General features: G+C 71.7%; 21 protein-coding genes. 12 read left to right on the forward strand and 9 right to left on the reverse strand.

Annotated features, from left to right (window positions below; genetic code table 11):
- The first annotated feature begins 151 nt into the window (after nucleotides 1–151).
- Nucleotides 152–1,657: a cryptochrome/photolyase family protein gene (locus tag ACIPPM_RS20050; protein WP_401449494.1), complete on the forward strand. Its 1,506-nt coding sequence runs from the start codon at nucleotides 152–154 to the stop codon at nucleotides 1,655–1,657.
- A gap of 86 nt (nucleotides 1,658–1,743) precedes the next feature.
- Here ACIPPM_RS20050 and ACIPPM_RS20055 read toward each other — a convergent pair whose 3' ends face one another.
- A complete protein-coding gene (locus ACIPPM_RS20055) occupies nucleotides 1,744–2,316 on the reverse strand; it encodes a Dps family protein (protein ID WP_401449497.1) in 573 nt (190 codons plus the stop codon).
- Nucleotides 2,317–2,506: 190 nt separating this feature from the next.
- On the opposite strand from ACIPPM_RS20055, the gene ACIPPM_RS20060 reads away from it, so the two are divergent.
- From ACIPPM_RS20060 to ACIPPM_RS20070, 3 genes are all read left to right on the forward strand, one after another.
- The gene (locus ACIPPM_RS20060) at nucleotides 2,507–3,250 is read left to right on the forward strand and encodes a dienelactone hydrolase family protein (RefSeq protein WP_401449500.1); all 744 of its coding nucleotides are present in this window, start codon (nucleotides 2,507–2,509) and stop codon (nucleotides 3,248–3,250) included.
- A 220-nt stretch (nucleotides 3,251–3,470) separates the two neighbouring features.
- The gene (locus ACIPPM_RS20065; protein ID WP_401449503.1) at nucleotides 3,471–4,121 is read left to right on the forward strand and encodes a DsbA family protein; all 651 of its coding nucleotides are present in this window, start codon (nucleotides 3,471–3,473) and stop codon (nucleotides 4,119–4,121) included.
- A 131-nt stretch (nucleotides 4,122–4,252) separates the two neighbouring features.
- Nucleotides 4,253–5,500 carry an MFS transporter gene (locus ACIPPM_RS20070; RefSeq protein WP_401449506.1) on the forward strand — a complete coding sequence of 416 codons (1,248 nt, stop codon included), beginning with the start codon at nucleotides 4,253–4,255 and terminating at the stop codon, nucleotides 5,498–5,500.
- A 117-nt stretch (nucleotides 5,501–5,617) separates the two neighbouring features.
- Here the strand turns inward: ACIPPM_RS20070 and ACIPPM_RS20075 are convergent, their stop codons facing one another.
- Entirely contained in the window at nucleotides 5,618–5,983 is a 366-nt protein-coding gene (locus ACIPPM_RS20075; RefSeq protein ID WP_401449508.1) for a YybH family protein, read from the reverse strand.
- Between the two features lie 100 nt (nucleotides 5,984–6,083).
- Between ACIPPM_RS20075 and ACIPPM_RS20080 the strand changes: the two genes are divergently transcribed.
- Complete coding sequence (locus tag ACIPPM_RS20080) at nucleotides 6,084–6,998, forward strand: LysR family transcriptional regulator (RefSeq protein ID WP_401449510.1); 915 nt, start codon at nucleotides 6,084–6,086, stop codon at nucleotides 6,996–6,998.
- A 60-nt stretch (nucleotides 6,999–7,058) separates the two neighbouring features.
- On the opposite strand, the gene ACIPPM_RS20085 is transcribed toward ACIPPM_RS20080, so the two are convergent.
- From ACIPPM_RS20085 to ACIPPM_RS20100, 4 genes are all read right to left on the reverse strand, one after another.
- Nucleotides 7,059–8,624 (reverse strand): MFS transporter, encoded by a 1,566-nt coding sequence (locus tag ACIPPM_RS20085; protein WP_401449512.1) that lies wholly within the window; start codon nucleotides 8,622–8,624, stop codon nucleotides 7,059–7,061.
- Nucleotides 8,625–8,812: 188 nt separating this feature from the next.
- Entirely contained in the window at nucleotides 8,813–9,925 is a 1,113-nt protein-coding gene (locus tag ACIPPM_RS20090) for an amidase domain-containing protein (RefSeq protein WP_401450133.1), read from the reverse strand.
- A gap of 196 nt (nucleotides 9,926–10,121) precedes the next feature.
- Nucleotides 10,122–11,396 (reverse strand): hypothetical protein, encoded by a 1,275-nt coding sequence (locus tag ACIPPM_RS20095; RefSeq protein ID WP_401449515.1) that lies wholly within the window; start codon nucleotides 11,394–11,396, stop codon nucleotides 10,122–10,124.
- A gap of 71 nt (nucleotides 11,397–11,467) precedes the next feature.
- Complete coding sequence (locus ACIPPM_RS20100) at nucleotides 11,468–13,801, reverse strand: transglycosylase domain-containing protein (protein ID WP_401449518.1); 2,334 nt, start codon at nucleotides 13,799–13,801, stop codon at nucleotides 11,468–11,470.
- Nucleotides 13,802–14,180: 379 nt separating this feature from the next.
- On the opposite strand from ACIPPM_RS20100, the gene ACIPPM_RS20105 reads away from it, so the two are divergent.
- From ACIPPM_RS20105 to ACIPPM_RS20130, 6 genes are all read left to right on the forward strand, one after another.
- Nucleotides 14,181–14,969: an SAM-dependent methyltransferase gene (locus tag ACIPPM_RS20105; protein WP_401449521.1), complete on the forward strand. Its 789-nt coding sequence runs from the start codon at nucleotides 14,181–14,183 to the stop codon at nucleotides 14,967–14,969.
- A 133-nt stretch (nucleotides 14,970–15,102) separates the two neighbouring features.
- On the forward strand, nucleotides 15,103–15,666 hold the full coding sequence (locus tag ACIPPM_RS20110; RefSeq protein ID WP_401449523.1) for an MSMEG_1061 family FMN-dependent PPOX-type flavoprotein: 564 nt from the start codon (nucleotides 15,103–15,105) through the stop codon (nucleotides 15,664–15,666).
- Between the two features lie 65 nt (nucleotides 15,667–15,731).
- On the forward strand, nucleotides 15,732–16,604 hold the full coding sequence (locus ACIPPM_RS20115; protein WP_401449525.1) for an ABC transporter ATP-binding protein: 873 nt from the start codon (nucleotides 15,732–15,734) through the stop codon (nucleotides 16,602–16,604).
- Entirely contained in the window at nucleotides 16,601–17,578 is a 978-nt protein-coding gene (locus ACIPPM_RS20120) for an ABC transporter substrate-binding protein (RefSeq protein WP_401449528.1), read from the forward strand. Before ACIPPM_RS20115 ends, ACIPPM_RS20120 begins: the two co-directional genes overlap by 4 nt.
- A 4-nt stretch (nucleotides 17,579–17,582) precedes the next feature.
- A complete protein-coding gene (locus ACIPPM_RS20125) occupies nucleotides 17,583–19,649 on the forward strand; it encodes an iron ABC transporter permease (RefSeq protein ID WP_401449530.1) in 2,067 nt (688 codons plus the stop codon).
- A gap of 155 nt (nucleotides 19,650–19,804) precedes the next feature.
- A complete protein-coding gene (locus ACIPPM_RS20130) occupies nucleotides 19,805–20,512 on the forward strand; it encodes an FAD binding domain-containing protein (RefSeq protein ID WP_401450135.1) in 708 nt (235 codons plus the stop codon).
- Nucleotides 20,513–20,563: 51 nt separating this feature from the next.
- Here ACIPPM_RS20130 and ACIPPM_RS20135 read toward each other — a convergent pair whose 3' ends face one another.
- The 3 genes from ACIPPM_RS20135 to ACIPPM_RS20145 all read right to left on the reverse strand — a co-directional run bounded on the left by ACIPPM_RS20135 (nucleotide 20,564) and on the right by ACIPPM_RS20145 (nucleotide 23,602).
- On the reverse strand, nucleotides 20,564–22,285 hold the full coding sequence (locus tag ACIPPM_RS20135; RefSeq protein WP_401449533.1) for an MFS transporter: 1,722 nt from the start codon (nucleotides 22,283–22,285) through the stop codon (nucleotides 20,564–20,566).
- Between the two features lie 72 nt (nucleotides 22,286–22,357).
- The gene (locus ACIPPM_RS20140; RefSeq protein WP_401449536.1) at nucleotides 22,358–22,819 is read right to left on the reverse strand and encodes a MarR family winged helix-turn-helix transcriptional regulator; all 462 of its coding nucleotides are present in this window, start codon (nucleotides 22,817–22,819) and stop codon (nucleotides 22,358–22,360) included.
- Nucleotides 22,820–22,948: 129 nt separating this feature from the next.
- Nucleotides 22,949–23,602, reverse strand: coding sequence for a heme oxygenase (biliverdin-producing) (locus ACIPPM_RS20145; RefSeq protein WP_401449539.1), 654 nt, complete (start codon nucleotides 23,600–23,602; stop codon nucleotides 22,949–22,951).
- Nucleotides 23,603–23,838: 236 nt separating this feature from the next.
- Here ACIPPM_RS20145 and ACIPPM_RS20150 point away from each other — a divergent pair, with 236 nt between their 5' ends.
- Nucleotides 23,839–25,344, forward strand: a complete 1,506-nt coding sequence (locus ACIPPM_RS20150; protein WP_401449542.1) for a purine-cytosine permease family protein — start codon at nucleotides 23,839–23,841, stop codon at nucleotides 25,342–25,344.
- The last annotated feature ends 278 nt before the right edge of the window (nucleotides 25,345–25,622 follow it).

A 25,622-nucleotide genomic window follows, 5' to 3' on the forward strand; every position in this document is an offset into this window, starting at 1 on the left:
CCTCCTGCTATGACACCGATACTTTCTTGCTTCATGGTCATAGTTGTCAAACGGCAAGTGTTTCACCGGACGGCCATGAGATCCACGCCACATGGATACGTCCCCGCCTGTGCGGTCCGCCGCACGTAGCCCCGATCGAGGAGTGGCCGCGATGACCGACCGGCACTGGCTGTTCGGAGACCAACTCGGCCCCCACTTCCTCACCCCCGGACCGGGCGGACCCGACCGGAACGCCCCCGTGGTCATGATCGAAGCGCGCTCGGTGTTCCGCCGCCGCCGCTTCCACCGGGCCAAGGCCCAGCTGATCCTCTCCGCGATGCGCCACCGGGCCGCCGAACTAGGCGACCGCGCCCGCTACGTCCGCGCCGAGACCTACCGCGACGGCCTGCGCGAGGCGGTCGGCGACGCCCCGCTCACCGTGCACCACCCGACCTCACGCGCCGCCCTCGGCCTGGTCCGCGCACTGGACCAGGTGCGCGTGCTGCCCGCCAGGGGCTTCCTGTTCCCGCAGGACGCCTTCCGCGCCTGGGCCGACGGACGCGACGGCCGACAGCTGCGCCAGGAGGACTTCTACCACTGGGTACGCCGTGAGCTGGACCTCCTCATGGACGGCGGCGAACCCGCCGGGGGCCGCTGGAACCACGACCACGACAACCGCGAACCCCCGCCCAAGGGGGCCCGCACCCTCGACGCGCCCAAGCCCTACCGGCCCCGCGAGGACGACATCGACGCCGAGGTACGCGCCGACCTCGATCGCTGGGAGCGGGAGGAGGGCATCACCTTCGTCGGCCGCGACGGCCCGCGCCGCTTCCCCGCCACCCGCCGCGAGGCGCTGGCCGCGCTGCGCCGCTTCACCGGGCACCGGCTCGCCGGATTCGGCCCGCACGAGGACGCCATGCTCGCCGCCGACCCGGTGATGAGCCACAGCCTCCTCTCCTCCTCCCTGAACCTCGGCCTCCTCGACCCGGCCGAGGTCGTCCACACCGCCGAGGACGCCTGGCGCGCGGGTGACACGCCGATCTCCAGCGCCGAGGGCTTCATCCGGCAGGTCGCGGGCTGGCGCGAGTACGTGTGGCAGCTCTACTGGTACTTCGGGGAGGACTACCGGAACCGCAACGCTCTCGGCGCCCACGCCCCGCTGCCCGACTGGTTCCTCGAACTCGACGCCGACGCCGTCACCGCCCGCTGTCTGTCCACCGCGCTCGCCCAGGTGCGCGACACCGGCTGGACCCACCACATCCCGCGTCTGATGCTGCTCGGCAGCCACGCCCTCCAGAAGGGCTGGGAGCCGCGCGCCGTCACCGACTGGTTCCACCGCTGCTTCGTCGACGGGTACGACTGGGTGATGCTGCCCAACGTCGTCGGCATGTCCCAGTACGCCGACGGCGGCCGGATGACCACCAAGCCGTACACCTCCGGTGGGGCCTACATCCACCGCATGAGCGACTTCTGTGGTGGCTGCGCCTATAGGCCCGGAGACCGTACGGGGGACCGGGCCTGCCCCTACACCACCGGGTACTGGGCCTTCACCCACCGCCACCGCGACCTGCTCGCCGCCAACAACCGCACCTCGCGCGCCGTGCAGGGCCTGGACCGGCTCGGCGACCTGGAGGAGGTCCTGCGCACCGAACGGGACCGGGGCGACGCGCCCCCCTGACCGGACAGGTCGACCGGACACGGAAAACGCCGCGCGCCGCCGCCCGAGAAGGGGCGGCGGCGCGCGGCGAATTCCGTACCGGTGACTCAGCTGACCTTGGCGCCCTTGGCGGCCGCCTCCTTCTCGGAGTGCGCGTCCTCGGTGGCGAGCGTGCCCCGCGCGCTCTCCAGGTGCGCCCGCACGAACCACTGGAACTGCTCCAGGTCGCGCAGTTGCTCGATCAGCAGGTCCTCGGTCGCGGGGTCGATCTCGCCCGCCTCCTTGACCGCGGCCCGTACGCCCTCGATCACACCCGTGTAGACCACGTCGAGCGCGGCGAGGTGCGCGATGGCGTCGCCCCGGCCGATGGAGTAGTCGTCCCAGGTGCGCTCGGCCACCAGCGCGCCCGGCGTGCCCTGGGCGACGCCGCCGAGGGCCGCGGTCCGCTCGGCCACGTCGTCGGCCATGTCACGGACCCGGTCGACCTGCGGGTCGATCATCTCGTGCACCGCGATGAAGTGCGGTCCCACCACGTTCCAGTGCACGTGCTTCAGCGTGAGGTGGAGGTCGTTGAGCGCGTGCAGACGGAGGCGGAGCAGACCGATGAGCTTGCCCGCCGCCTCACGTTCGAGGCCCGGCACGGTGTACTTCGGGGTCAGATCCTTGGTCCGGCTGGTCATGATTCACCTCTGTCATGGCGGTGATAAGTCCTTGCCTGAGCACATGTGCCCCGGTCCGACCCTCTCAGACGTGCTTCTGCCCCGCCCGTCGCAGTAGGCGGAACGGGACCCTCCGACCAAGCCGCGTGCCGAGCGGCTACGGATTCCACGTGACGATCCCGTACCACCGCCCGAAGGGAAGGCGCCCCCGTTGAGAGTCCACAGCGACGGCCCGGACGAGACGACACGGCACCAGGGCGGCGAGGGCTTGGAAGGCCCCGAGAGCGCGCTGGTCGTCCGCTACGCCCCGAAGTCCCCGAAGGCCGCGGTGCTCACCCTGCACGGCGGCCGGGCCGAGGACGTCTCCGTCAGCCGGCCCTGGCACCTCGCGGCGCTGCGTATGCGCCCCATCCTGCGCGCCGTCGCCACCGGGCTGCCGTCGGACGGCATCGTGCTCGGCGAGGTGCGCTACCGGCACCGCGGCTGGAACGGCGGAGCGGCCGCCGACGACGTGCTGCGCGCCCTCGGAGAACTCCAGGAGAGGTTCGGCCCGCTGCCCGTCGTGCTGGTCGGCCACTCCATGGGCGGCCGGGCCGCCCTGCACGCGGCCGCCCACCCGTCCGTGCGCGGGGTGCTGGCGCTCGCTCCCTGGCTGCCCGCCGCCGAGCCCGCCGTCCATCTGCACGGACAGCGGCTCGTGGTGCTGCACGGGGACGCCGACCGGATCACCGGCGCGGACGACTCCGTGAACTTCGTGCTGCGGGCGCGCACGGCCGGGGCGCATGCCGGAATGGTCATGATCAGCGGGGCGGAACACGCCATGCTGCGCCGCCTGTCCACCTGGCACCGGCTCGCCACCGAGATCGTGGCCGACCTTCTGCGCGACGACCCCGCGAAGGACGGCACGGTCGCCGAGGCCACCGCACCCGGAGCGCCGGCGTACCTGCGCCTCTGAACCACCCGTGCGGACGGCGTGGAGGGTCGGGAGGGGCAGTCGCCGGGCCCGCGGGCGAGCGTCCCGCAAAAAGACCGGTCTGCCCATGGGCGCCACCGGTAGGGTCCGCTAGGGCCTGTTGCAGGCCCTAGCGGCGCCCGCGCGAGCGGTACGCCGAGCCGACCGCCCCTGTCCGTGACCGCGACGGCACGCTCGTCGCCGTCCACGAGGAGTCCATCGCATGACCGCAGACACGCCCGCCACCGCGTCGGCCTCCGGCGCCGGTACGGACACCGCCAAGGTCGACTTCTACTTCGACCCGGCATGCCCCTTCGCCTGGATCACCTCCCGCTGGATACTCGAGGTGGCACAGCACCGGCAACTGGACCTGAACTTCCGGCTGATGAGCCTGCACGTCCTCAACGAGGGCCGTGAACTGCCCGACTGGTACCGCGAGATGGTCGACAACTCCCTCGCGCTGATCCGGATCTGCACCGCCGCCGCGCACCACCACGGCGACGAGGTACTGCCGGGCCTCTACGACGAGTTGGGCACCCGCATCCACAACGGCGGGAACAAGGACTACCGCGCGGTCGCCGCCGAGGCCCTCGCCGCCCGCGGTCTGCCCGACGCGCTGCTGGCCGCCGCCGACAGCGACGCCTACGACGAGGAACTACGCAAGAGCCACCACGAGGGCATGGACCCGGTCGGCGAGGACGTGGGCACGCCCACCATCCACATCGACGGCGTCGCCTTCTTCGGCCCGGTGCTCAACTCCATCCCGCGCGGCGAGGAAGCCGCCCGGATCTTCGACGGAGCCCGCGCGCTGGCCAACTACCCGGACTTCTTCGAGCTGAAGAGGACCCGGACGGGCACTCTCCGCTTCGACTGAGACACCCCGACGACGACCGGGCAGCGCCGAGGCACCCCAACAGCCGCAAGCGGAGGGGCTTTTTCCAGTGGCGCGCCCCACGACGAGACGGAAAGATCCTCCCGACACGTGCTCGTACGGGGAGGAACTGAATGCGCGTCAGCCGAATCATCCCGCCGCCGGGTCCGCCACGGACCCTGGCGCTGGCGCAGCTCACCAACTCCGTGGGCGACGGCGCCTATTACGTGTGTTCGGTGCTGTACTTCAGCCGGGTCATCGGGCTGACCCCGACCCGGATCGGTGCCGCGCTCACCCTCGGCTGGGCGCTCGGCGCCGTCGTCGGGGTGCCGCTCGGCCACCTCGCCGACCGGCGTGGACCGCGCGGGATCGCCGTCCTGATGTCGCTCGCCACCGGTGCCGCGATCGCCTCCCTGCTCTTCGTGCGGACCTACCCGGCGTTCCTGGCCGCGGTCTGCCTGTACACCTGCTGCCAGTGCGGGCTGGCGGCGGCCCGGCAGGCCCTGCTGGCCGGGCTGGTGGAACCCGCCCGGCGCACCGAGACGCGGGCCTACCTCCAGTCGACGGTCAACGCGGGCCTGGCCCTCGGCGCCGCGCTCGGCGGCATCGCCCTCCAGCTCGACGACGAGGCGTCCTACCTCGCGGCGCTGGCGATGGACGCGGTGACCTTCGTACTGGCCGCCTGGGTGCTCGGCCGGTTGCCCGCGCCCGCCCGGCAGCTCCCCGACGCCGACCGGCCCGCCGGACGCTCCCTCACCGTGCTCCGGGACCGCCCCTACGCGGTGGTCTCGCTGCTGAACATGGTCATGCTGCTGTACATGCCGCTGCTCAGCGTGGTGCTGCCGCTGTGGATCGTGCAACGGACCGGGGCGCCGGGCTGGACGGTGTCCGCGCTGCTGGTGCTCAACACGCTCACCGTCGTCCTGTTCCAGGTGCGGATGGCCGCGCGGGTCACCGGGCTGCGCTCAGCCGCGCGCGCCGTACGGCAGGCGGGGCTGGTGCTGCTGCTGGCCTGCGTCTGCTTCGCGGTGTCGGCGGTCGGCACCTCCGCCTGGCTGCCGGTCCTGGTGCTGCTGGTCGCCGCCGGGGTGCAGGTCTTCGGGGAGATGCTGCTCGGCTCCGGGTCCTGGGAGATCGGCTTCGCCCTCGCCCCGGCCGACAAACAGGGCCAGTACCAGGGCTTCTACGGCGCAGGGACCGCCGTCGCGCGGCTCATCGGCCCGCTGCTGCTGACCACGCTCATCCTGTCCTGGGGCACCGGCGGCTGGCTGGTCGTGGGGGCGCTGTTCCTGGGGGCGGGCCTCGCCATGGAACCCGCGGTGCGCTGGGCGGAGGCGCGCCGCCCGGCACGGGCGCGGGAGGCGGAACCGGTACGGGACTGAACCTGGGCGGACCGGGAGCGGGTGCGGGAAATCCCGCACCCGCTCCCGGTCCTCTGAGCCCGACCCCCGTCCAGGCCCCATGTCACCGGCGGACTCCGCCGGTGGACCGACAGGCCGTCAGCCGGTCGGCGGGCGGAACTCCGGCTGGTCGATGATGCGCAGCCAGCTGCCGTCCGCCTGGCGCCTGACCACCTGCGCGCGGGCACCCGAACCGTCCCTCGGCGGTGTGGAGGTGAGCGCGATGTCACCGAACACCAGCGTGGGCAGGGGCTCTTCGGGCTCGAAACGCGGACCGCCCGACAGCACCTTCTCCCAGAGCCTGCGGATCGCCTCCCGGCCCACCGTGGTGCTGCCCGGCGGGTAGGCCATCACGGCCTCCTCGTCGTACAGCGCGGCGAGGCCCGCGGCGTCACCCGCGTTGGCGCGCTCCACGAAGAGGCGGGTGAGGTCTTCGGGCTTCAGGGCCTTCTCGTTCTCGGACACGATCGTCCTTCCTGAGGTCGGGTACCGAAGCGGCAATCTTCCGTCCCTGGCCGAGAATAAGTCCAATCAATCCTTCAGATCGACGTTATAATTTGAACTTATGGAGATCAGGCAGCTGAGGTATTTCATCGCCGTGGCGCAGGAAGCCAGTTTCACCAGGGCCGCGGAGCTGGTGCACATCAGCCAACCCGGCATCAGCGCGCAGATCCGCCAGCTGGAGAACGACCTCGGGGCCACCCTGATCGACCGCTCCGGGCGCAGCGCCCAGCTCACCGCCGTCGGCGAGGTGGTGCTCGCCCACGCCAAGTCCGTGCTGTCCTCGATGGACTCGCTGCGGCAGGCCGTGGACGAGATGAACGGTCTGGTCCGCGGCAAACTGGTGGTCGGCATGGTCACCGCCTGCACCGTCCAGCCGCTCTTCGACGCCCTGTCCGGCTTCCATCTCGCCCACCCCGGCGTCGAGATCAGCCTGCGCGAGGACGATTCCGCCAAGCTGGTCGAGCACGTGCGCGAGGGCACCGTCGACCTGGCGCTGATCGGCGCCGCCCAGCGCGCCCCGGAGGACCTCGACGGCTGGCAGGTGATCAGCGAGCCGATCGTCGCCGCCGTGCCGCACGCCCACCCGCTGGCCGGGCGGGACGGGGTCACCCTCGCCGAACTCAGCGCCTTCCCCCTCGTCTGCCTGCCCGCGGGGACCGGCATCCGGGCGACCCTGGACGAGGCGTCCGCCGCGCTCGGCCTCACCCCCACCATCGCCCTCGAGGCCAGCGCGCCCGGCGCGGTGATGCACCTGGCCGAGCGGGGCCTCGGTGTCGCGGTGCTCTCCGCGTCCATGACCGCACACCAGGAGGGGCTCAGGACGGTCGCCATCACCGACGCCGACGTCCCCGCGGTGCTCGCCCTGATCTCCGCGCCCACCAAGAGCCCCGCCCTGCGCGAACTGCTGCTGCACTGCCGCCAGTCCTTCGGCGAGCCCACTCCCGCCCGGGCCGTGGCCTCGATGAACGGGGCGTGACCCGACCGCACGAAAGCGGGCCCGTCGGCGACCGACGGGCCCGCTCGCGAGGTGGCGGGCTCAGCTCTCCGCGGCCACCGCCGACTGGCCCGGGGCGTCCTTCGCCTCGGGCTTCGGCTGCTGGGCCGCCTGGAAGTCGGCGGGCCGGATCAGCACCAGCGCCAGCACACCGCCGAGCAGCGCCAGCCCGGCCGACACGGCGAGCAGGGTGTTGAGGCCGTCCACGAAACCGGTCGTGGCGATCTCCCGCACCTTCTCCCCGTACTGCCCGGGCACCAGATCCACCGCCCGACCGGTCTCACCGCCCCGCGCCAGCGCGGCCAACTGCTCGCTGCGGCCCGCCAGTTCCGGCACCCCGCGCAGCCCGTCCCGGAACCGTTCGCCGATGACCCCGGCGAAGGTCGAGCCGAGCACCGCGACACCCGCGCTCACCCCGAGCTGACGGAACGTGCCGCTCACGCCCGACGCCATCCCGGAGCGGGAGAAGTCCACGACGCCCACGGCCGTGGAGGCCAGCGGCGGGTTCACCAGACCGGCGCCCACACCGCCCAGCACCAGGCCCGGAATGAAGTGCTCCCAGCCGCTGGACCCGGTGACCCCGCTCATCAGCAGCAGCGCGGCACCGACCAGCAGCAGCCCGCCCCCGATCAGGTAGCGCGGCTGGACCTTGGCGCTGAGCCGCCCGGCGAGCAGGGAGGCGGCCAGCATCGACAGGGACGCGGCCAGCAGCCGCAGACCGGTCTCCAGCGAGGAGTAACCCAACGCCTCCTGGAAGTAGATGGCCAGGAACAGGAACATGGCGAACAGCGAGCCGTTCATGGCGAAGGCCGCGATGGAGCCGCCGACGAACGTCGGGATGCGGAACAGCCGCAGATCGAACATGGGCTGGTCGGACTTCGCCTCCACCAGCAGGAAGGCGAGCAGCAGCACCGCGCCCACCGTCAGGCCGGTCACCGCGCGGCCGTCGCTCCACTCGGTCTCACCGGCGCGGATCAGACCGTAGACCAGGGTCGCGAGACCGCCGGTGAGCAGGACGAAGCCGGGCCGGTCCAGCTTGCGGGGGAACAACGACTTCGACTCGTCCACGCGCAGGGCGACGATCAGCGCCACGACGACCCCGATCGGCACGTTGACCAGGAAGATGCCGCGCCAGCTGATGCCGCTGGAGATCAGACCGCCGGCCACCGGGCCGACCGCGGAGGCCAGGCCCGTCACCATGCCCCACACACCGAACGCCATGCCGCGTTCCCTGCCCTGGAAGCCGCCCGCGAGCAGCGCCAGACCGGTGGCGAACATGACCGAGCCGCCGACGCCCTGGAGCACCCGGGACAGGATCAGCATCTGCGGGGACTGTGCCGCCCCGCAGAGCAGCGAGGCGACCGTGAACAGGGCCACCCCGATGGCGTAGAGGCGCTTGCGCCCGAACCGGTCGGCCAGCGTGCCGCTCGTCAGCAGGAAGGAGGCCAGCGCCAGCGCGTACCCGTCGATCACCCACTGGAGGTCGGCGAAGCTGGCGCCCAGGTCCCGCTGCACATCGGGAATGACGACGTACACGATGGTGGTGTCCAGCAGGAGCATGAACGTCCCGCCGCACACCCCCAACAGGGTCCACCACTTCTTTTCCATGAGCGTGATCGTCCTTCTGCTGTCGGGAGCGGTCGGCCACGACTCATGGTTCCGACGCGGCGTCCAGAAGTCCAAGACCTGCTTTTTCTGGAATGCCGAACTTTTGGTTATGACCAGCCGACCCCGGACGCGCGAGAGCCCCCGTACGGCGCCGGAACCGGCGCGCCGTACGGGGGCTCTCGCTCACCTCAGGTGCGGTAGGCGAAGAACGCCGCCGTCGGGTAGGACGCGACGAGGCTCGCCACCGACCGGTTGTAGGTGTTGGTGGAGTGGTACGTCACGTAGGGCACGCCCTGGGCGTCGCGCTTCGTGACGATCATCGTGTGGTCCTTGGACCCGTCCTTGTTGAAGTCCATCTGGACGACATCGCCGATGTCGGCCTGGTAGACGTTGGCAAGGCTCGTGACCCGCTTCGAGGACAGCGCGAACCAGGAGAACTCGTTCACGCCGACGAACGAGTCCGACTGGATGTCGGCGTTGCCGAACCACTTGTGGAAGTCGTTCGTGTAACCGGGAACGTGCTTCCAGCCACCCGCCTTCAGCGACTGGCTGACGAAGTTGGTGCAGTCACCACCCGCGCCGGCCCCGTTGAAGTTCGGGTAGTCGGTGTTGTACTTGCTCCAGTACTTCGTCGCGTACGCGACCATGGCCTTGTAGTCATAGCCGGACGCGGTGAGGTTCTTCGGCTTCGCGGGAGCCGGCCGCGTGGTGGCCGCGCGAGGCGCCGACGGAGGACCGGTGTCCGCCTTGACGGCGGGCGCCGCGACCTCGGGCTTCGCCACCTGGTTCACCGCGAGGTAGCCCTCGTCGGTGTCCTTGATGCGGGTCAGCTGCCAGTTGCCACTGCGGTCCGCCTGGAACGTCAGCTCGTGGTGGGCCTGGAAACCCGTGGTCGCGGGCTGGGAGCCCGTGACCTTCTTGTACGTGAGCGACGTCGTCTCGGTGACGGCCACCTTGGCCTGCCGTCCCTTGACCTGGGTGGCGTCCAGCTTCACGCTGGTGCTGCCCGCGCTGTACTGCTCGCCCAGCGCGGCCAGGCGGCTCTTGCGGCCGCGCAGCTGGCTGAGTGCGGAGTCCTCCTGGCGCGACTGCGTGCCGGACAGGCGCACATCGCCGGAGAAACCGGAGGTCCGCTGCTTGCGGCCCTCCGTGCCACCGCCCACCAGGGCCTGGGTGCGGTCGGTGAAGACCGCGTCCGCCAGCCGCTGGAAGGTCGCCTTGGTCGCCGTGTCGACGGTCGGGTCGTCGGTGACCGCCGCGCCCGCGCTCCAGTTCGGCAGCAGGGCGACGCCCGTCACCACGGAGGCGGCCGCCGCCGAGATTATGGTGGCGCGGCTCCGCTTACGGCTCAATTTTCTGGACTTCAATGATGTTCCCCTCTACGCCGGTACACAGACCGGGACTCCGGTGACAGAGACCGGGCGAACGCATCTTCGCATGCCGCGTGTGATGGTTGTGAAGACGGGATGTACAAGTGGAACCAGACTGTTTCACAGGTCACTTGACGACCGACGACCAGTCAGGCGACTGAGCGGGGTCCAGGGTGCGCAGCCGGGCCAGCGTCTGCGGGGTCTGGACGTCCATCCAGTCGGCCAGTTCCTTGAAGGACACGCACTTCACGCCCTTCTTGGTGCACACGTTCTTGACCACCTGGTCGATGGCCCGCATGTAGATGCCGCCGTTCCACTCCTCGAAGTGGTTGCCGATGAACAACGGCGCACGGCTGCCGTAGTAGACCCGGTTGAAACCGGCCATGTACGAATCGACCGTCTCCTGCTCCCACTTGGGGAACTCGGCCGGATTGCCGTGGGTCTCGCCGTCCGACTGGTTGTACAGGAAGTTGAAGTCCATCGACAGGCCCTGGTACTTGCCCGACTCGTACGGCAGCATCTGGAGCGGGAAGTCCCAGACGCCGTCCTTCTTCGCCGGCCAGATCTGGAAGTCGCCCGCGGAACTGGCGTCGTAGCGCCAGCCGTAGTCCTTGATGGCCTTCAGCAGGTTCTTCTGGCCCTCCAGGCAGGGCGCCCGGCCGCCGGTGACCTCCTTCCTGAAGTCGAAGGGCAGCGGGTCGATGTCCTGGTGGCCGGTGTTGGTCTTCCAGTGCTCCACGAACGAGTAGAACTGGTCGATCTCGCTCTTCCACTCCGTCACACTCCAGTCGCCGCCGCCCTTGGCGCCGCAGAAGTGGCCGTTGAAGTGGGTGCCGATCTCGTTGCCGTCCTCGTACGCCGCGCGCAACTGCTCGATGGTCTCGCGGATGTGGTCGTCGGTGGCGTAGTCGATGGCGGCGGCGCCGGGCGAGTGCTGCGGCGCGCGGTAGAGGTCCTTCTTGGCCTTCGGCAGCAGGTAGATGCCGGTGAGGAAGAACGTCATGTGGGCGTCGTAGCGCTTGGCCAGTTCGCGGTAGTGCGAGAAGAGGTGGTCGCTGCCCTCCAGGCCGCCGTCCCAGGAGAAGACGACGAACTGGGGCGGTTTCTCACCGGGCTTGAGCCGTACGGGCTTCAACGTGCCCTTCTGCGGGCCGGTGTAGGACGTGGAGCCGTCCCCGAGCACCTTGGTCTTCCCGTCCCACTTCGGCTCGGCGGACGCGCCGGGCTCCTTGGCGGGGGAGACCGCCGACGCCAGGCCGTCGTCGTGGTTCAGCAGCAGATATCCCGTGACCGTGGAGACGAGCACGAGCAGCACGGCCAGCGCGAGGACGACGGGGCGCGTGACGCGGCCGCCCTCGTGGGTGCGTGCCTTGCGACGGCGGCCTGTGCTCGACGACTTCATACGGATCGATCTCCGGGGGCGGGTTGCGGGTTGAGGAGCCGGGAAGGGGCGGGCCGGGGTGGCGGCGGGGGTCAGCCGATGCCCACGGCCCGCGACCAGATTCCGAACGGCACGCTGTTCTCGCGGGTGCCGGCCAGACCGTCCAGCGGCAGCGGTTCCAGGCTCTTGCCCAGGTCGATGCGGTAGACGACGATCGCGGTCGACACCGACTTGAGGGTGCCCGTGTACCAGAGCGCGGTGTCCTTGTCGGTGGTCCCGTCCTTTCCGGCGGCCGGGGTGGTCGCGGCGGTGGTGGGGTGGGAGAGGCGGAAGTTGTCCGCGAGCGCCTCGCTGACCTGCCCGGCGACCTCCGGGCTGACCGCCCGGCGCCGGTCGGGGGCGTCGAGCCGGACACCGGCGCCGTTGCGGGTGACGCGGCGCACCGAGTAGGGCTCGGTGTGCCTGCCCTCCCCGGCGAAGGTGGCGTAGCCGCTGGCCATGCGGATCGTGCTGGGAGTGGAGGTGCCGAGCGACAGCGCGGGCGTCGCCGGGCCGAAGCTGGAGGAGAGCAGCCCGGCCGCCTGCGCGGTGGCCTTCACCTGCTCCAGCCCGGTGTCCATGCCGAGCTGCATGAACGGCGTGTTCACCGAGCGGGCGAGCGCCTTGCGCAGGCTGATCGGACCGTAGGAGCGCTTGCCGTCGTTGTGCGCGGCGACCTTCTTGCCGCTGCGGTCCCAGTAGGGGCCCTCGGGGGTGGTGACGGGCACCGCGTCGTTGCCGTCGTACACCGAGTCCGGGGTGACCGGGGTGGCCGGGCCCTCACGGGTCTTGTGCACCCCGTTCTCCAGGGCTGCCGCGTAGACGAAGGGTGTGAAAGCCGAACCGGCGGGCACGGTAGTGGCGTTGGACTCGTTGTAGCCCTGCCTGCGGTGGTCGGGGCCGCCGTAGACGGCGACGATCCGGCCGTCGGTGGCGACCGACGCGGCGCCGTAGTGGGCGGTGCGCGCGTCCTTGGGGTCCTTCTTCAGCGCCGCCTCGCGGGCCTTGGTGACCGCGTCGGTCAGCTCGCTCTCCCGCTTGCGGTCGAAGGTGGTGTAGATCTGGTAGCCGCCGAGGTCGAACTCCTTGTCCGACAGATGGGCGTTCTTCTTGGCGTAACTCGACGCCAGCTCCACCAGGTAGTCGCTCTGCTTGCCGGTGTCGTAGATCTGGAGCGTCTTGATCGGCTCGGGGAACTTGGTGTACGTGGCCCGCTCGGCCGGGGAGAGCTTGCCGATCTTGACCATGCGGTCGAGGATCCACGACCACCGCTCCACGGCCCGGCGGTGGTTGGCCGCGCTGAGCGTGGGGTCGTACAGACCGGCGCCCTTGAGCAGCGAGGCGAGCATGGCGGCCTCGCTCGGGTTCAGCCTGCTGACGTCCTTGCCGTAGTACGCCTGGGAGGCGCGCTGGATGCCGTAGGTGCCGCGGCCGAACCAGCTGGTGTTGAGGTAACCCTCGAGGATCTTGTCCTTGCTCATCCGGGTGTCGAGCTTGAGGGAGATCATCGCCTCGGTGAACTTGCGGCCGAGGTTCTGGTCCTGGTTCAGATAGACGTTCTTGACGTACTGCTGGGTGATCGTGGACCCGCCCTCGGTGGTGCCCTGGCCGAGGGTGCGCCACAGGGCGCGGGTGATGCCCTTGCCGGAGATGCCGGGGTCGGTGTAGAAGCTCTCGTTCTCCGCCGCGAGCACCGCCCAGCGCACGCCCTCGGGGATGTCCTTGAGCGGCATCGCCTGACGGCGCACCCAGCCGGTGCGGGCCATCGGGGTGCCGTCGGACCAGAAGTAGACGTTGTCCTGCTGGGTGGCGTACGAGTTGAGGTTGGTCGGCACGTCGGTCGCCGCGTACGCCACGGTGAGGAGCAGACCGGTGATCCCGGCCGTGGCGAGCCAGCCCGCGAGCCACTGGCGCCAGGACGGCACCCAGCGCCGCCAGCCCTCCCGGCCCGGACGCGGGTACTCCGGCCGCAGCTTGCGCACGTGGGGGGCGGCGAGCGCGGCGTAGGGGGCGAGCCTGGCGGTGACCGGGGCGAGGAGGCGGCGCAGTACGGCGAGGACGGTCAGCAGCGGGGCCAGGACCTTCGCGGTGCGGGTGCCGTCCGGCTGCTCGGTGGCGGCGGGTTCGGGCTTCGGTGCGGGGCGGGTGCCGTCCAGGGCGACGATCTTGAGCTGCATCGTCTCGTCCGGGCGGATCGTGCCGACCCGGAGCTGCATGGTGGCCTCGGGCTCGAAGGCGGGGCCGTCGGGGGTCTGTTCGGGCTCGTGCCGGGCCGTCCGGTCCGGCTCCCGCGTACGGCGTCCCCATGCCCGTTTCGGCGCCGCGCGCCTGCCTCTCCCGCGACGGGCGCCGTCGTCGGCGTCCGTCCCCCGCCCTGCCTCGGTCACGACAGGTCTCCCTCCCCACTCGGCCTTGCTCGCGTGGGCGGACGGACCGGCCGGAATCGGCGACCACCACGGTGGCACCGACGGCCGTCTTGTTTCCCCCTGGCCCCGTGTCTGCCCGCGAGCTTCACAAATTATCAGCTAATACTTTCGAAACCTGGAGACCAGGGTCGGTCATGGGTCACACCCCGGCCCCGGGGTGATCGGACCCGGTCACCCGCCCTGCCCCGACGGCCCGCGCCGACGCCCCGCGCACCTGGCTCCCGGTGTGGTCCGCGGGCACCCCGGCCTGGTCAACTCCCGTGCCCCACATGCAGAATGACGTCCATCACTCGATGATCGTCTGTGTTCGCACCGGCCAGAATCATGACGGAGTCCGCCCATGACCACCGGCACACCCGGCCCCCGGCAGATCGACACCAGCACGGCTCACCCGGCGCGGGTGTACGACTGGCTGCTCGGCGGCAAGGACAACTACCCCGTGGACGAGGCCGTGGGGGAGCGGCTGCCTCCCGAGGCGCGGGACGGCGCCCGGCAGAACCGCGCCTTCATGAACCGCGCGGTCGCCTGGCTCGCCGCGCAGGGCGTCGACCAGTTCCTCGACATCGGCACCGGCATCCCGACCGAGCCGAACCTGCACCAGATCGTCCAGCGGATCGTGCCGACGGCCCGGATCGTATACACCGACAACGACCCGATCGTGCTGCGGCATGCCGAGGCGCTGCTCGTCGGCCGTCCCGAGGGTGCCACCCAGTATGTGGAGGCCGATGTCCGCGACCCGGCCGCGATCATCGAGAACGCCCGGCAGACGCTCGACTTCGACCGGCCCATCGCCCTGTCCCTGATCGCCCTGATGCACTTCATCAACGACGACCAGGACCCCTACGGGCTCGTCTCCAACCTGCTCGCCACCCTCCCCTCGGGCAGCTACCTGGTCCTCTCCCACGCCTCCTCCGACATCTTCCCGGAGCTGTCCGCGCAGGTCACGGCCGAGTACGCCAAGGGCGGCATCCGGCTCGGCTTCCGCGACCGCGCGGGCGTCCTGCGCTTCTTCGAGGGCCTGGAGCTGGTCGAGCCCGGCCTCGTCACGGCCACGGAGTGGTTCAGGGACGGCGAGGCCCCGGCGGCCGAGAAGAGCGGGATCTACGCCGGGGTGGCGCGCCTCCCGTAGCGAAGTCCACTTAGGTAAGCCGAACCTAACTTCCGATAATGTGTGCCGGGCAATCAGCCGGGCCCGCAGCGTGGGTCCGTATGACCTGACTGCGGGCCGGGCCGTCCGGCACGCGAGCACCTCGGGAGTCGGCTTGTCCCAGATCATCGACGCGGCGACGCGCCAACCGGACCGCGTCGGCACCGCCGGATACGTGGAACTGGGCTCGCGGGAGGAGCTGCGCGAACTCCTGGGCGAGCCGCACCCCCTCGTCATCGACAAGGTGCACGGGCAACTCGACGACACCGACCGGGACATCCTCGCCCGCTCGCCCTTCTGCCTGCTGGCCACCTCCGACCGCCGGGGCAACTGCGACGTCTCCCCGCGCGGCGACGGCCCCGGCTTCACCCACGTCCTGGGCCCGTCCACGCTGGCCATCCCCGACCGCCCCGGCAACCGGCGGGCCGACAGCTTCCACAACATCCTGGACAACCCGCACGCCGGACTCCTCTACCTGATCCCCGGCGGCACCCAGGTGCTCCGCGTCAACGGCCGCGCCCGCCTCCTCACCGACGCCCCCTTCTTCGACGCGATGGCCCAGGGCGGCCGACGCCCCCAGCTCGCGCTCGTGCTCGACATCGACGAGATCTACCTGCACTGCCCGGCCTCGCTGCGCCGCTCGGGCCTGTGGGAGCCGTCCAGTTGGCCCGAGAGCTGACCCCTGCGGCGACTGCCCCGGTCAGGGGGTGATCGATCGAAGTAAGGATAGGCTAACCTTCCTTCGTGAGTTCCGGTGAAGAGACAACCGAGGTCCCCCGTACGCGCGGTCATGAACTGACCGCCCGCGACGTGACCGTGGCGTACGACGGGACGGACGTGGTGCACCAGGCGGCGCTCACGATCCGGCCCGGCCAGGTCACGGCGCTCGTGGGCCCCAACGGCAGCGGCAAGTCCACCCTGCTGCGTACCGTCGCCCGCCTCCAGCGCCCCCGCACCGCCCAGCTCACGCTGACGGAACCGGGGGAGGAGACGGTCGACGGACTGGCCCTGACGGCCCGCGAGTTCGCCCGCCGCGTCGCCCTGCTGACGCAAGGCCGCCCCACCCCGGGCGGGCTGACCGTGCGCGACGTGGTCGAGTTCGGCCGCTACCCGTACCGCACCCGCTGGACCCGCGCGGACGCGGGCGGCGCGGACGCCGTACGGCGGGCCCTCGCCCTGACCGACCTGACGGAACTCGCCGACCGGGGAGCCGAACACCTCTCCGGCGGCCAGCTCCAGCGGGTCTGGCTCGCCAGTTGCCTCGCCCAGGACACCGGAGTCCTCCTCCTGGACGAACCCACCACCTACCTCGACCTGCGCTACCAGGTCGAACTCCTCGACCTGATGCGGGACCTGGCGGACGACCACGGCATCGCGGTCGGCGTCGTCCTGCACGACCTGGACCAGGCCGCCGCCGTCGCCGACCGGATCACCCTGCTCCGCGCGGGCCGGATCATCGCCGACGGCGCCCCCGAGGACGTCCTCACCGCCGAGCGCCTCACCGCCACCTACGGCATCCGCATCGACGTCGACACCGACCCCCTGACCGGCCGGCTGCGCACCCGCGCCCTCGGCCGCCACCACGCACGCACCGGAAGGCTCAGCACCACCTCATGAGACGCCACCTCATCGCCCTCGCCGCCCTGTCCGCCGGCACGCTCGCCCTCACGGCCTGCGGCACCACCGAACCCGCCGCCTCCGGCACGGGCAAGGACGCCGCCAAGAGCATCACCCTGACCGACGACACCGGCGCCAAGATCAAGCTCGACGGCCCGGCCAAGAAGGTCGTCGGCACCGAGTGGAACGTCGTGGAGAGCCTCGTCACGCTCGGCGTGGACCCGGTCGGCGTCGCGGACGTCAAGGGATACAAGACCTGGGACACCGCCGCCCCGCTGCGCAACACCCCCAAGGACATCGGCACCCGCGGCGAGCCCAGCATGGACACCATCGCCTCGCTCAGCCCCGACCTCATCGTGGCCACCACCGACCTCCCGGCCGCCGCCGTCAAGCAGCTGCGCAAAATAGCCCCGGTGCTGGAGGTCAAGTCGGCGGACGCCGCCGACCAGATCGGCCGGATGAAGAAGAACCTCGACCTCATCGCCAAGGCCACCGGCACCACCGACCAGGCCGCCAAGGCGGGCCAGGAGTTCGACGCCAAGATCGCCGAGGCCAGGAAGAAGCTCACCGACACCGGCCACGCCGCAGACGAGATCGCCTTCGCCGACGCCTATGTGGCCGCCAACCAGGTCTCCCTGCGCGCCTACACCGACGGCTCCCAGCTCGGCTCCGTCAACAAGGCCCTCGGCCTGAAGAACGCCTGGAAGCTCAAGGGCGACCCCTCCTACGGCCTCGCCACCACCGACGTCGAGGGCCTGTCCTCGCTCGGCGGCGACACCGAGTTCGCGTACATCGGCAGCGACAGCGAGGGCGACCCGTTCAAGAAGGAACTCGCCAAGAACGCCGCCTGGAAGGCGCTGCCCTTCGTCAAGAAGGGCGACGTGCACCGGCTGCCCGACGGCATCTGGATGTTCGGCGGCCCCAAGTCCATGCAGGCGTACATCGACGCCCTCACCGCCGTCCTGACGAAGTAGCACCATGGCCGCCACCGCGACAGTTCCCGCCACCGGCCCAGCGGCCGTGACCACCCGGACGGGCGCGGTCGCGGTGACGGCCCTGCTCGTCCTGCTGGTCGCCGCCCTCGCGGTCGTCGACATCGCCCAGGGCACCGCGGCCGTCGGCGCGCCCGAGGTGTGGAAGGCGCTCACCGGACGCGCCGACCCCGGCGACGCCTCCGTCGTCGTCGCCTCCCGGCTGCCCCGCGCGGCCGCCGGGCTCCTCGTCGGCGCCGCCCTCGGCATCGCGGGCGCCGCCCTCCAGGCCGTCAGCCGCAACGTGCTCGCCGCACCCGACACCCTGGCCGTGAACGCCGGTTCCTACCTGGGCCTCGGCCTGCTCGGCGTCACCGGGGTATCGCTGCCCCTGCTCGCCTCCTCCGGCGTGGCCTTCGCCGGGGCGCTCGCCGCCGCCGCCGTCGTGCTGTCCCTGTCCGGCCTCGCCGCGGGCACCGTACGGCTCGTCCTCGCGGGCAGCGCCGTCACCCTCGGCCTCACCTCCGTGACCGACGCCCTGCTGCTGCTCTTCCCCGAGCGGACCAACGGCCTCTACCAGTGGAACCAGGGCAGCATCGCCCAGAACGGCTTCGACGGCGTCCTCCAGATGACCCCGGTCGCCCTCGCGGGCCTCGCCGGACTGCTCCTGACGGCCCGCCGGATGGACGCCCTCGCCCTCGGCGACGAGACCGCGCGCGGACTCGGCGTACCGGTCCGGGGCACCCGGATCACCGTCGTGGTGTGCGCCTCGCTGCTCGCCGCCGCCGCGGTCACCCTCGCCGGACCCGTCGGCTTCGTCGGCCTGTGCGCGCCCGCGCTGGTACGCCCCCTCGCCCGCCGCATCCGCCCCTTCGTCCGGGTACGGGCCGCCCTGCCCGTCGCCGGACTCACGGGCGCCGCACTGGTCCTCGGCGCCGACGTGCTGCTGCGCCTGCTCGTATCGGCCCAGTCCGCCGTGGCCGTGCCCACCGGCGTCGTCACCAGCCTGCTCGGCGCGCTGTTCCTCGTCGGGATGGCCACGCGGGTCCGCGAGACCGCCGCCGCGGGCAGCCCCGAGCGGGGACGCCTGGTCGGCCGGACCACGTTCCTGGTCACGGTGGCCGTGCTCGTCCTCGTCCTGGCCGGAGCCGTCGTCGCCGGGATGCTGCTGGGCGACACCAAGCTCCTGCTCGGCGACGTCGTCAACTGGGCGGGCGGCCTCGCCGGACAGTCCGTCAGCTTCGTCCTGGACACCCGCGTGCCGAGGGTCCTCGCGGCGCTCCTCGCGGGCGCGGCGCTGGCCCTCTCCGGCACCATCGTGCAGGCCGTCACCCGCAACCCGCTCGCCGAACCCGGCATCCTCGGCGTCTCCGGCGGCGGCGCGCTCGGCGCGGTCCTCTTCGTGACGACGGCCCCACTGGCCGGGTCCTGGGGCATCGCCTGGGCCGCGTTCGCCGGGGCGGGGGTGGCCGCCGTGGTCGTCTTCGGGCTCACCGCACGGGGCGGGTTCGGGCAGAACCGGCTGGTCCTGGTGGGCGTCGGCGCGCAGTACGCGACGACGGCGCTGATCGGGCTGCTCATCGTGCTCACCGACCCGTTCAACGCGAACAAGGCCCTCACCTGGCTGTCCGGCTCCACCTACGGGCGGACCCTGACGGACACCCTGCCCGTGGCGGTCGCGCTCGCCGTCGGGCTGGTCGTCGCCGTCACCCGGCGCACCGAACTCGACCTGGTCTCCCTGGACGAGGACACGCCGAGGCTGCTCGGCCTGCGCACGGCACCCGCCCGGTTCGGGCTGCTCGTGGTCAGCGTCCTGCTCAGCGCCACGGCCGTCGCCGCCGCGGGCTCCATCGGCTTCGTCGGCCTGATCGCCCCGCACGCGGCACGCGCCCTCGTCGGCCGCCGCCACACCCGGGTGATCCCGGTGGCCGTCATGCTGGGCGCGGTCCTCGTCTGCGTGGCCGACCTGATCGGCCGCACCGTCATCGCCCCGGCGCAGCTCGGCGCCGGTCTGATGACCGCGGTCATCGGCACGCCGTACTTCCTGTACCTGCTGATCCGCACCCGGCGCTGAACGGGCGGCGCGTGATGAGCCGGGGGGCGCCAAAGGGCGCACGGGGCGCGCATCCATGAGCCCTGGACGCGCCCCTCGGCCTACGGCGAGAATGCCCCTGGCGGCGGAGGCGGCCGCCCGCCGAACCCCTCCCCGAGGAAGGCAGGTTGGCCACTGTGCTGCTGCGTCTGCCCACGTCCGTTACCGAAGCGCGGGAATACCTGGCCGAGGGAGCCCTGCCCGTAGGCGGCGCCACCCTGGTCTGGGCCACCTGGCAGCGCGACGGGTTCCCGGCCCAGGCCATGTCGCTGCGCGAACTGCCCGAGGCCAACGTCCTCGGCCCCGAGGAACTGGGCGGCGCCGTCGTCCTCAACCGCGTCGACGACCGCGTCCCCGAGGTCCTGCGCCGCGCGGCGGGCGCGGTCGGCACCGGCGCCGTACGCCGCGCGGCCACCGTCGGCGGCAACATAGCCGGGAGCACCTTGCGCTGCCTGCTCCCGGCCGCCCTCGTCCTGGACACCCGCGCCACCGTCCTGACCTCCACCGGTGTGTACGACACCGACCTGGCCGAGGTCGTCGCCAAGAGCCCCGTCCTGCTCAGCCTGCGCTGGCGCACCCCCGTCGCCAGCGCCTACCGCAAGCACGAGGGCGAGCCGGGCGGACCACCGCCCCTCGTCGTCGCCTCCGCCCTGCACGCCCTCGGCGACGGCCGCCACCGGCTCAACATCGCCGTCCGCGACGGCTACGAGGTCATCAGCGAGACCACCGAGTGCGGCACCGACCCCGAAGAGCCACTGGAAGCCCTGCGCTCCACCCTCCTGCACGACATACCGGCCGCCCGCACGGCGATCCACGACCAGATCAACGGGCTGCTGCCGCGCTGAAGGGGGGGGCCACGGCCGCGTGCCGTGGCCCCCCCCTTCGCCGTACGCCGCTCAGACCGCGCTGTCGCGCAGCTCCACCAGCGAGCCACTGGTCAGCTGCCGGGGCACCGCCTCCGTGTCCACCAACAGCACGTCGCAGGGTGCGCCGTGGGTGAGGGCGGAGGTGAGGCTGCCGTCCGCGAACTGGGCCAGCGGCCCGCGCGGTGAACGGCCCACCGCCACCGCGCGCGCACCGACCCGCGCGGCGTGCTCGGCCAGCACCCGTCCGGCGGCGGCATGGTCGCCGACGCTGGTGAGGACCTGCCCCGACGCGGTCACCCCGTGTGCGGCCAGCCGGGCGAGATGGGCCGAGACGGCCGCCCGCGCCTCCTCGGCACCCTCCGGCTCCACGGCCTGCTCCTCCACCACGACCGTCTCCCGTACGTGCACGACCTCCAGCGGGCTGCCGGTCTCCCGCGCGAGCCGCGCCGCCGCGTCCACGATGGCCGGGGCCCCGCCGCGCGCGCCCACCGCCACGATGACCCGGGGCACGCCCGCCTCCACCGGCTCACCCACGGCGGCGAGCGACGGCGTCATGACCGGCGCCTCATCCGGCTGCTCCTCCGCCTTCCGCAGCAGCCCGTGCCCGCTGGCCAGCACCGGGATGGCCAGCACGAAGGTCGCCGCACCCAGGTAGAACGGCACACTCAGGTCCGTGGCGTCCGCCAACTTGCCTGCCACGAACGGCGCGAGACCGCCGCCGATGAACCGCAGGAAGCCGTACGCGGAGGACGCCACCGGACGCTCGACGGGGGAGACGAGCATGACGGCCTGCGTGGTCAAAGTATTGTTGATGCCGATAAAGCAGCCCGAAACAATGACCGCTGCTATGACCGTCGTCGGACTGCTGACCCCCGCCGCGATGACCGTCATCACGATGCCGAGGCCCAGCAGGTTGGCGTACAGCACCGGGGCCGTGCCGAAGCGGGCCTGCAGGCGTGGGGCGAAGAAGACGCTGAACGCGGCGACCAGCAGACCCCAGCCGGTGAAGACCAGGCCCAGCTCATGGGCGTCCAGGCGCATCGGGTAGGGCGCGTAGCCCAGCATGGTGAAGAAGCCCCAGTTGTAGAGCAGGGCCATGATGCCCATGGTGAGCAGGCCCCGGTGCCGTAGCGCCTTCAGCGGGGCGATGGGGGAGGTGGGGCGCGCGGGCTTCGGCATCGAGGGGACGAAGGCCAGCGTGGCGACCAGAGCCACGGCCATCAGCGCGGCCACCCCGAAGAACGGCCCGCGCCAGCTGATCGCCCCCAACTCCCCGCCCAGCAGCGGGCCTACGGCGATACCGAGGCCGAGCGCGGTCTCGTACAGGATGATCGCGCCGCCGAAGCCGCCGCTGGCCGAGGCGACGATCACGGCGAGCGAGGTGGCGATGAACAGGGCGTTGCCCAGCCCCCAGCCCGCCCGGAAGCCGACGATGCCGTCGATCGAGTCGGTGGTCCCGGCCAGCGCAGCGAAGACCACGATGACCGCCAGGCCGACGATCAGGGTGCGCTTGGCGCCGAAGCGGCTGGAGAACCAGCCGACGAACAGCATCGCGACGGCCGTCACGATCAGATAGCTGCTGAACAGCAGGGACACCTGGCTCGGTGTGGCGTGCAGACTGTCGGCCAGGGCGGGCAGGATCGGGTCGACCAGTCCGATGCCCATGAACGAGATCACGCAGGCGAACGCCACGGCCCAGACGGCCTTCGGTTGCCGGAACGGGCTCGCGGCCCTTCCACGCGGTGCACTCATTACCGCTTCTCTCCGCTCGAGTCGCTCTCCCCGGCCCTGCCGTGGCGGCGCCGGAGAGATCCGACGGATGACTCAGGAACGCTCCTGTATCGCGCGGGCCAGGGCGGGCAGCGCGACCCGTACGGCCTGCCGTTCCGGCTCGGACAGCTCGCCGACGAGCTGCCCCAGCGCCTCGGCACGCTCGGCCCGGCGCTCCCGGAACACCTCCTCGCCCAGCTCGGTGACCTCCACCAGCACACCTCGCCCGTCCGTGCGGTCGGCGACCCGCCGTACCAGCCCCGCGCGCTCCATGCGGGTGACGAGCTGGGTCATGTTCGGCTGGGTGGCGTTCTCCGCCCGCGCCAGCTCGGTCAGCCGCTGCGGCCCCTCCCGGCCCAGCCTGCCGAGCGCCGAGGACGCGGCGGTACTGAGGCCCCCGGCCGTGGCGCTGCGCCGCACATGGCGCACCAACTGCTCCACGGCGAGCATCAGATCCTCCACGGAGGTCTCCGGGGAGGTCTCGATGGGACCGGTGTCCATAACCCGCTTATGCATAAGCCCATTATGCAGATGCTTGTACGGTGAATCAAGTTGTCGGGCATGAAGAAGCCCGGCACGGCCCCGCCGAAACGGGACCGCGCCGGGCCGGGGAGATCAGCTGCCCGCGGTCAGGGGGAGTGGATGTCAGGCGGTGGCCGGGAAGAGCGTGCCGAGGTCGGTGAAGACCGCGTTGTTCAGCGCGAACGCTGACCGGCACTCCTCCACCACACGTCGTTTCTCCAGCTCGTCCACCGGCAGCGCGTCGAGCCGCTCGCGGTACTCGCGCTTGAAGGCGGCCGGGTTGCCGATGCCCTCGAAGACGTAGAAGCGGACGCCGTCGCCCTTGCTCTCCAGTCCCCAGGTCCGCTCCGCGATGCGCCGGATCACCTGACCACCCGACAGATCGCCCAGGTAGCGGGTGTAGTGGTGGGCCACATATCCGGCCGGCCAGGTCGCGGCGACCTCGGCGACACGGGCCGCGTACCGCTCCGTCGCGGGCAGCGGGGCCACCCGGTCGCGCCAGTCCTCACTCAGGAGGTGCCGCAGGTCGCGCTCCAGCTCGGCCACCCGCCGCAGCTCGGGACGGAGGAACGGGCCCGCTATCGGATCGCCCTCCAGCGAGGCGGCGGAATCCTCCAACGCGCGGTATATGAAGAGGAGTTGCTCGGTGTACCTGGCGAAGGCGTCCACGCCGAACCGGCCGCTCAGCAGTGCGCCCATGAACGGCGCCTGCTCGGCCTCGGTGTGCCGGTCCTGGCTGGCGGTGCGGATGACCGACGAGAAGAGGGGTGTCGACAACGCTGCCTCCCTGGCAGAGCCCGCGGTCACGCGGACGACCGGAGGCCGCCGCGTTGCCGACCGGGTGTCGGCAACATACTTAGGCTAGCCTAACTTACTGCCGTTCGGGAGGGGTGCCCACCCCCTCCCGCCCGAACGCCCCGGTCAGGCCCACCGGCTGACGCCGGGTCGTTCCTTGCGCCCCTCCACCCGCCCGCCTAGCTTGGACGCGACACGTCAGGACAGGTAGGTCGCCGATGACGCAGCCGCAGCACCCCCACGACAGCGGAGCCGACGGCCGCCAGATCCAACTGGAGACCCACGGCCTCGACGTCATCGGGGACGCGGACCGCAAAGGCACCCCGAGCACCCTGTTCTGGCCCTGGTTCGGCGCCAACGTCAGCGTCCTCGGCCTCAGCTACGGCGCCTTCGCCCTCGGCTTCGGCATCTCCTTCTGGCAGTCCCTCGCCGCCGGAGTCCTCGGCATCGTCGCCTCGTTCCTGCTCTGCGGCCTCATCGCCGTAGCCGGAAAACGCGGCTCCGCGCCCACCATGGTGCTCAGCCGCGCCGCCTACGGAGTACGCGGCAACCGCCTGCCGTCCGTCATGTCCTGGATGCTCACGGTCGGCTGGGAAACCGTCCTCACCTCGCTCGCCACCCTCGCCACCGCCACCGTCTTCAGCCGCCTCGGCTGGGGCGGCGGCACCGAGACCAAGGCCGTCGCCCTCCTCGTCGTCGCCGCGCTCACCGTGGTCGGCGGCGTCATGGGCTTCGACCTCATCATGCGCCTGCAGACCTTGATCACCATCATCACCGGCGTGCTCACCCTGGTCTACGTCGCCCTCGTCGCCGACCACGTCCACTGGGCCGTCGTCAGCGCCATCCCGGCGGGCTCCGCCCAGCAGTTCATCGGCGCGCTGGTGTTCATGATGACCGGCTTCGGACTCGGCTGGGTCAACGCCGCCGCCGACTACTCCCGTTACCTCCCGCGCTCCTCCTCCAGTCGCGGCGTCATCGGCTGGACCACCCTCGGCGCCTCCGCCGCCCCGCTGCTCCTACTCGTCTTCGGCCTGCTGCTCGCCGGGTCCTCCGACCGGCTGAGCCGGGCCATCGCCGCCGACCCCATCGGCGCCCTGACCACCATCCTGCCGACCTGGTTCCTCGTCCCCTTCGCCCTGGTGGCCGTGCTCGGCCTGGTCGGCGGCGCGGTGCTGGACATCTACTCCTCCGGGCTCGCCCTGCTCTCCGCCGGACTGCGCGTGCCCCGCTATCTGGCCGCCCTCCTCGACGGCGTCCTGATGATCGCAGGCTCCCTCTACATCGTGTTCTACGGCGGCGCCTTCCTCGGCGAGTTCATGGGCTTCCTCACCACCCTCGGCGTGCCCATCGGCGCCTGGTGCGGCGTGATGCTCGCCGACCTCGCCCTGCGCCACCGCGACTACGACGAAGGCGACCTCTACCGTCCCGACGGCCGCTACGGCGACGCCCCCGTCCTGCCCCTCGTCCTCACCCTCAGTGCCACCGCGATCGGCTGGGGCCTGGTCACCAACACCGCCGCGGCCTGGCTGAGCTGGCAGGGGTACCTCCTCGGCCCGCTCGGCCTCGGCGGCCGGTCCGGCGAGTGGGCCCACGCCAACCTCGGCGTCCTCGTCGCCCTGGCGCTCACCCTCCTCGGCACCCTGCTGCTGGGCCGGGGCCGGGTACGCGCGCAGGAGACACTCCCGCCGAGCCCCGCCCCGGCCCACGGGATGTACGGCGCGTGAGGCCGGTGCCGGGGCTGCTCGCCGGGAGCTGAACCGGGTGCTGGGAGGTGCGGACTTCGCTCGCTGTGATCGTGTGCCTGCCGTCTGATCGGGTGAACCGTTCATCGGACTGGGGGCGGCCCCGCGCATCGCCTGACCCCAAGGGGCGCCGGGACCGGGGGGTGGGCCGGGGCTCGGAGGGGCGGGCCGGGGCTCGGACCTGCTGGAAACCGCGCGCATGCTCCGGGCGCGGATGGGTACGCGGCCGGGAGCGCGCTCGGGCCCCGGCCCAGCGTGAG

This window comes from Streptomyces sp. NPDC090119 (assembly GCF_044747085.1).
GTDB lineage: Bacteria > Actinomycetota > Actinomycetes > Streptomycetales > Streptomycetaceae > Streptomyces.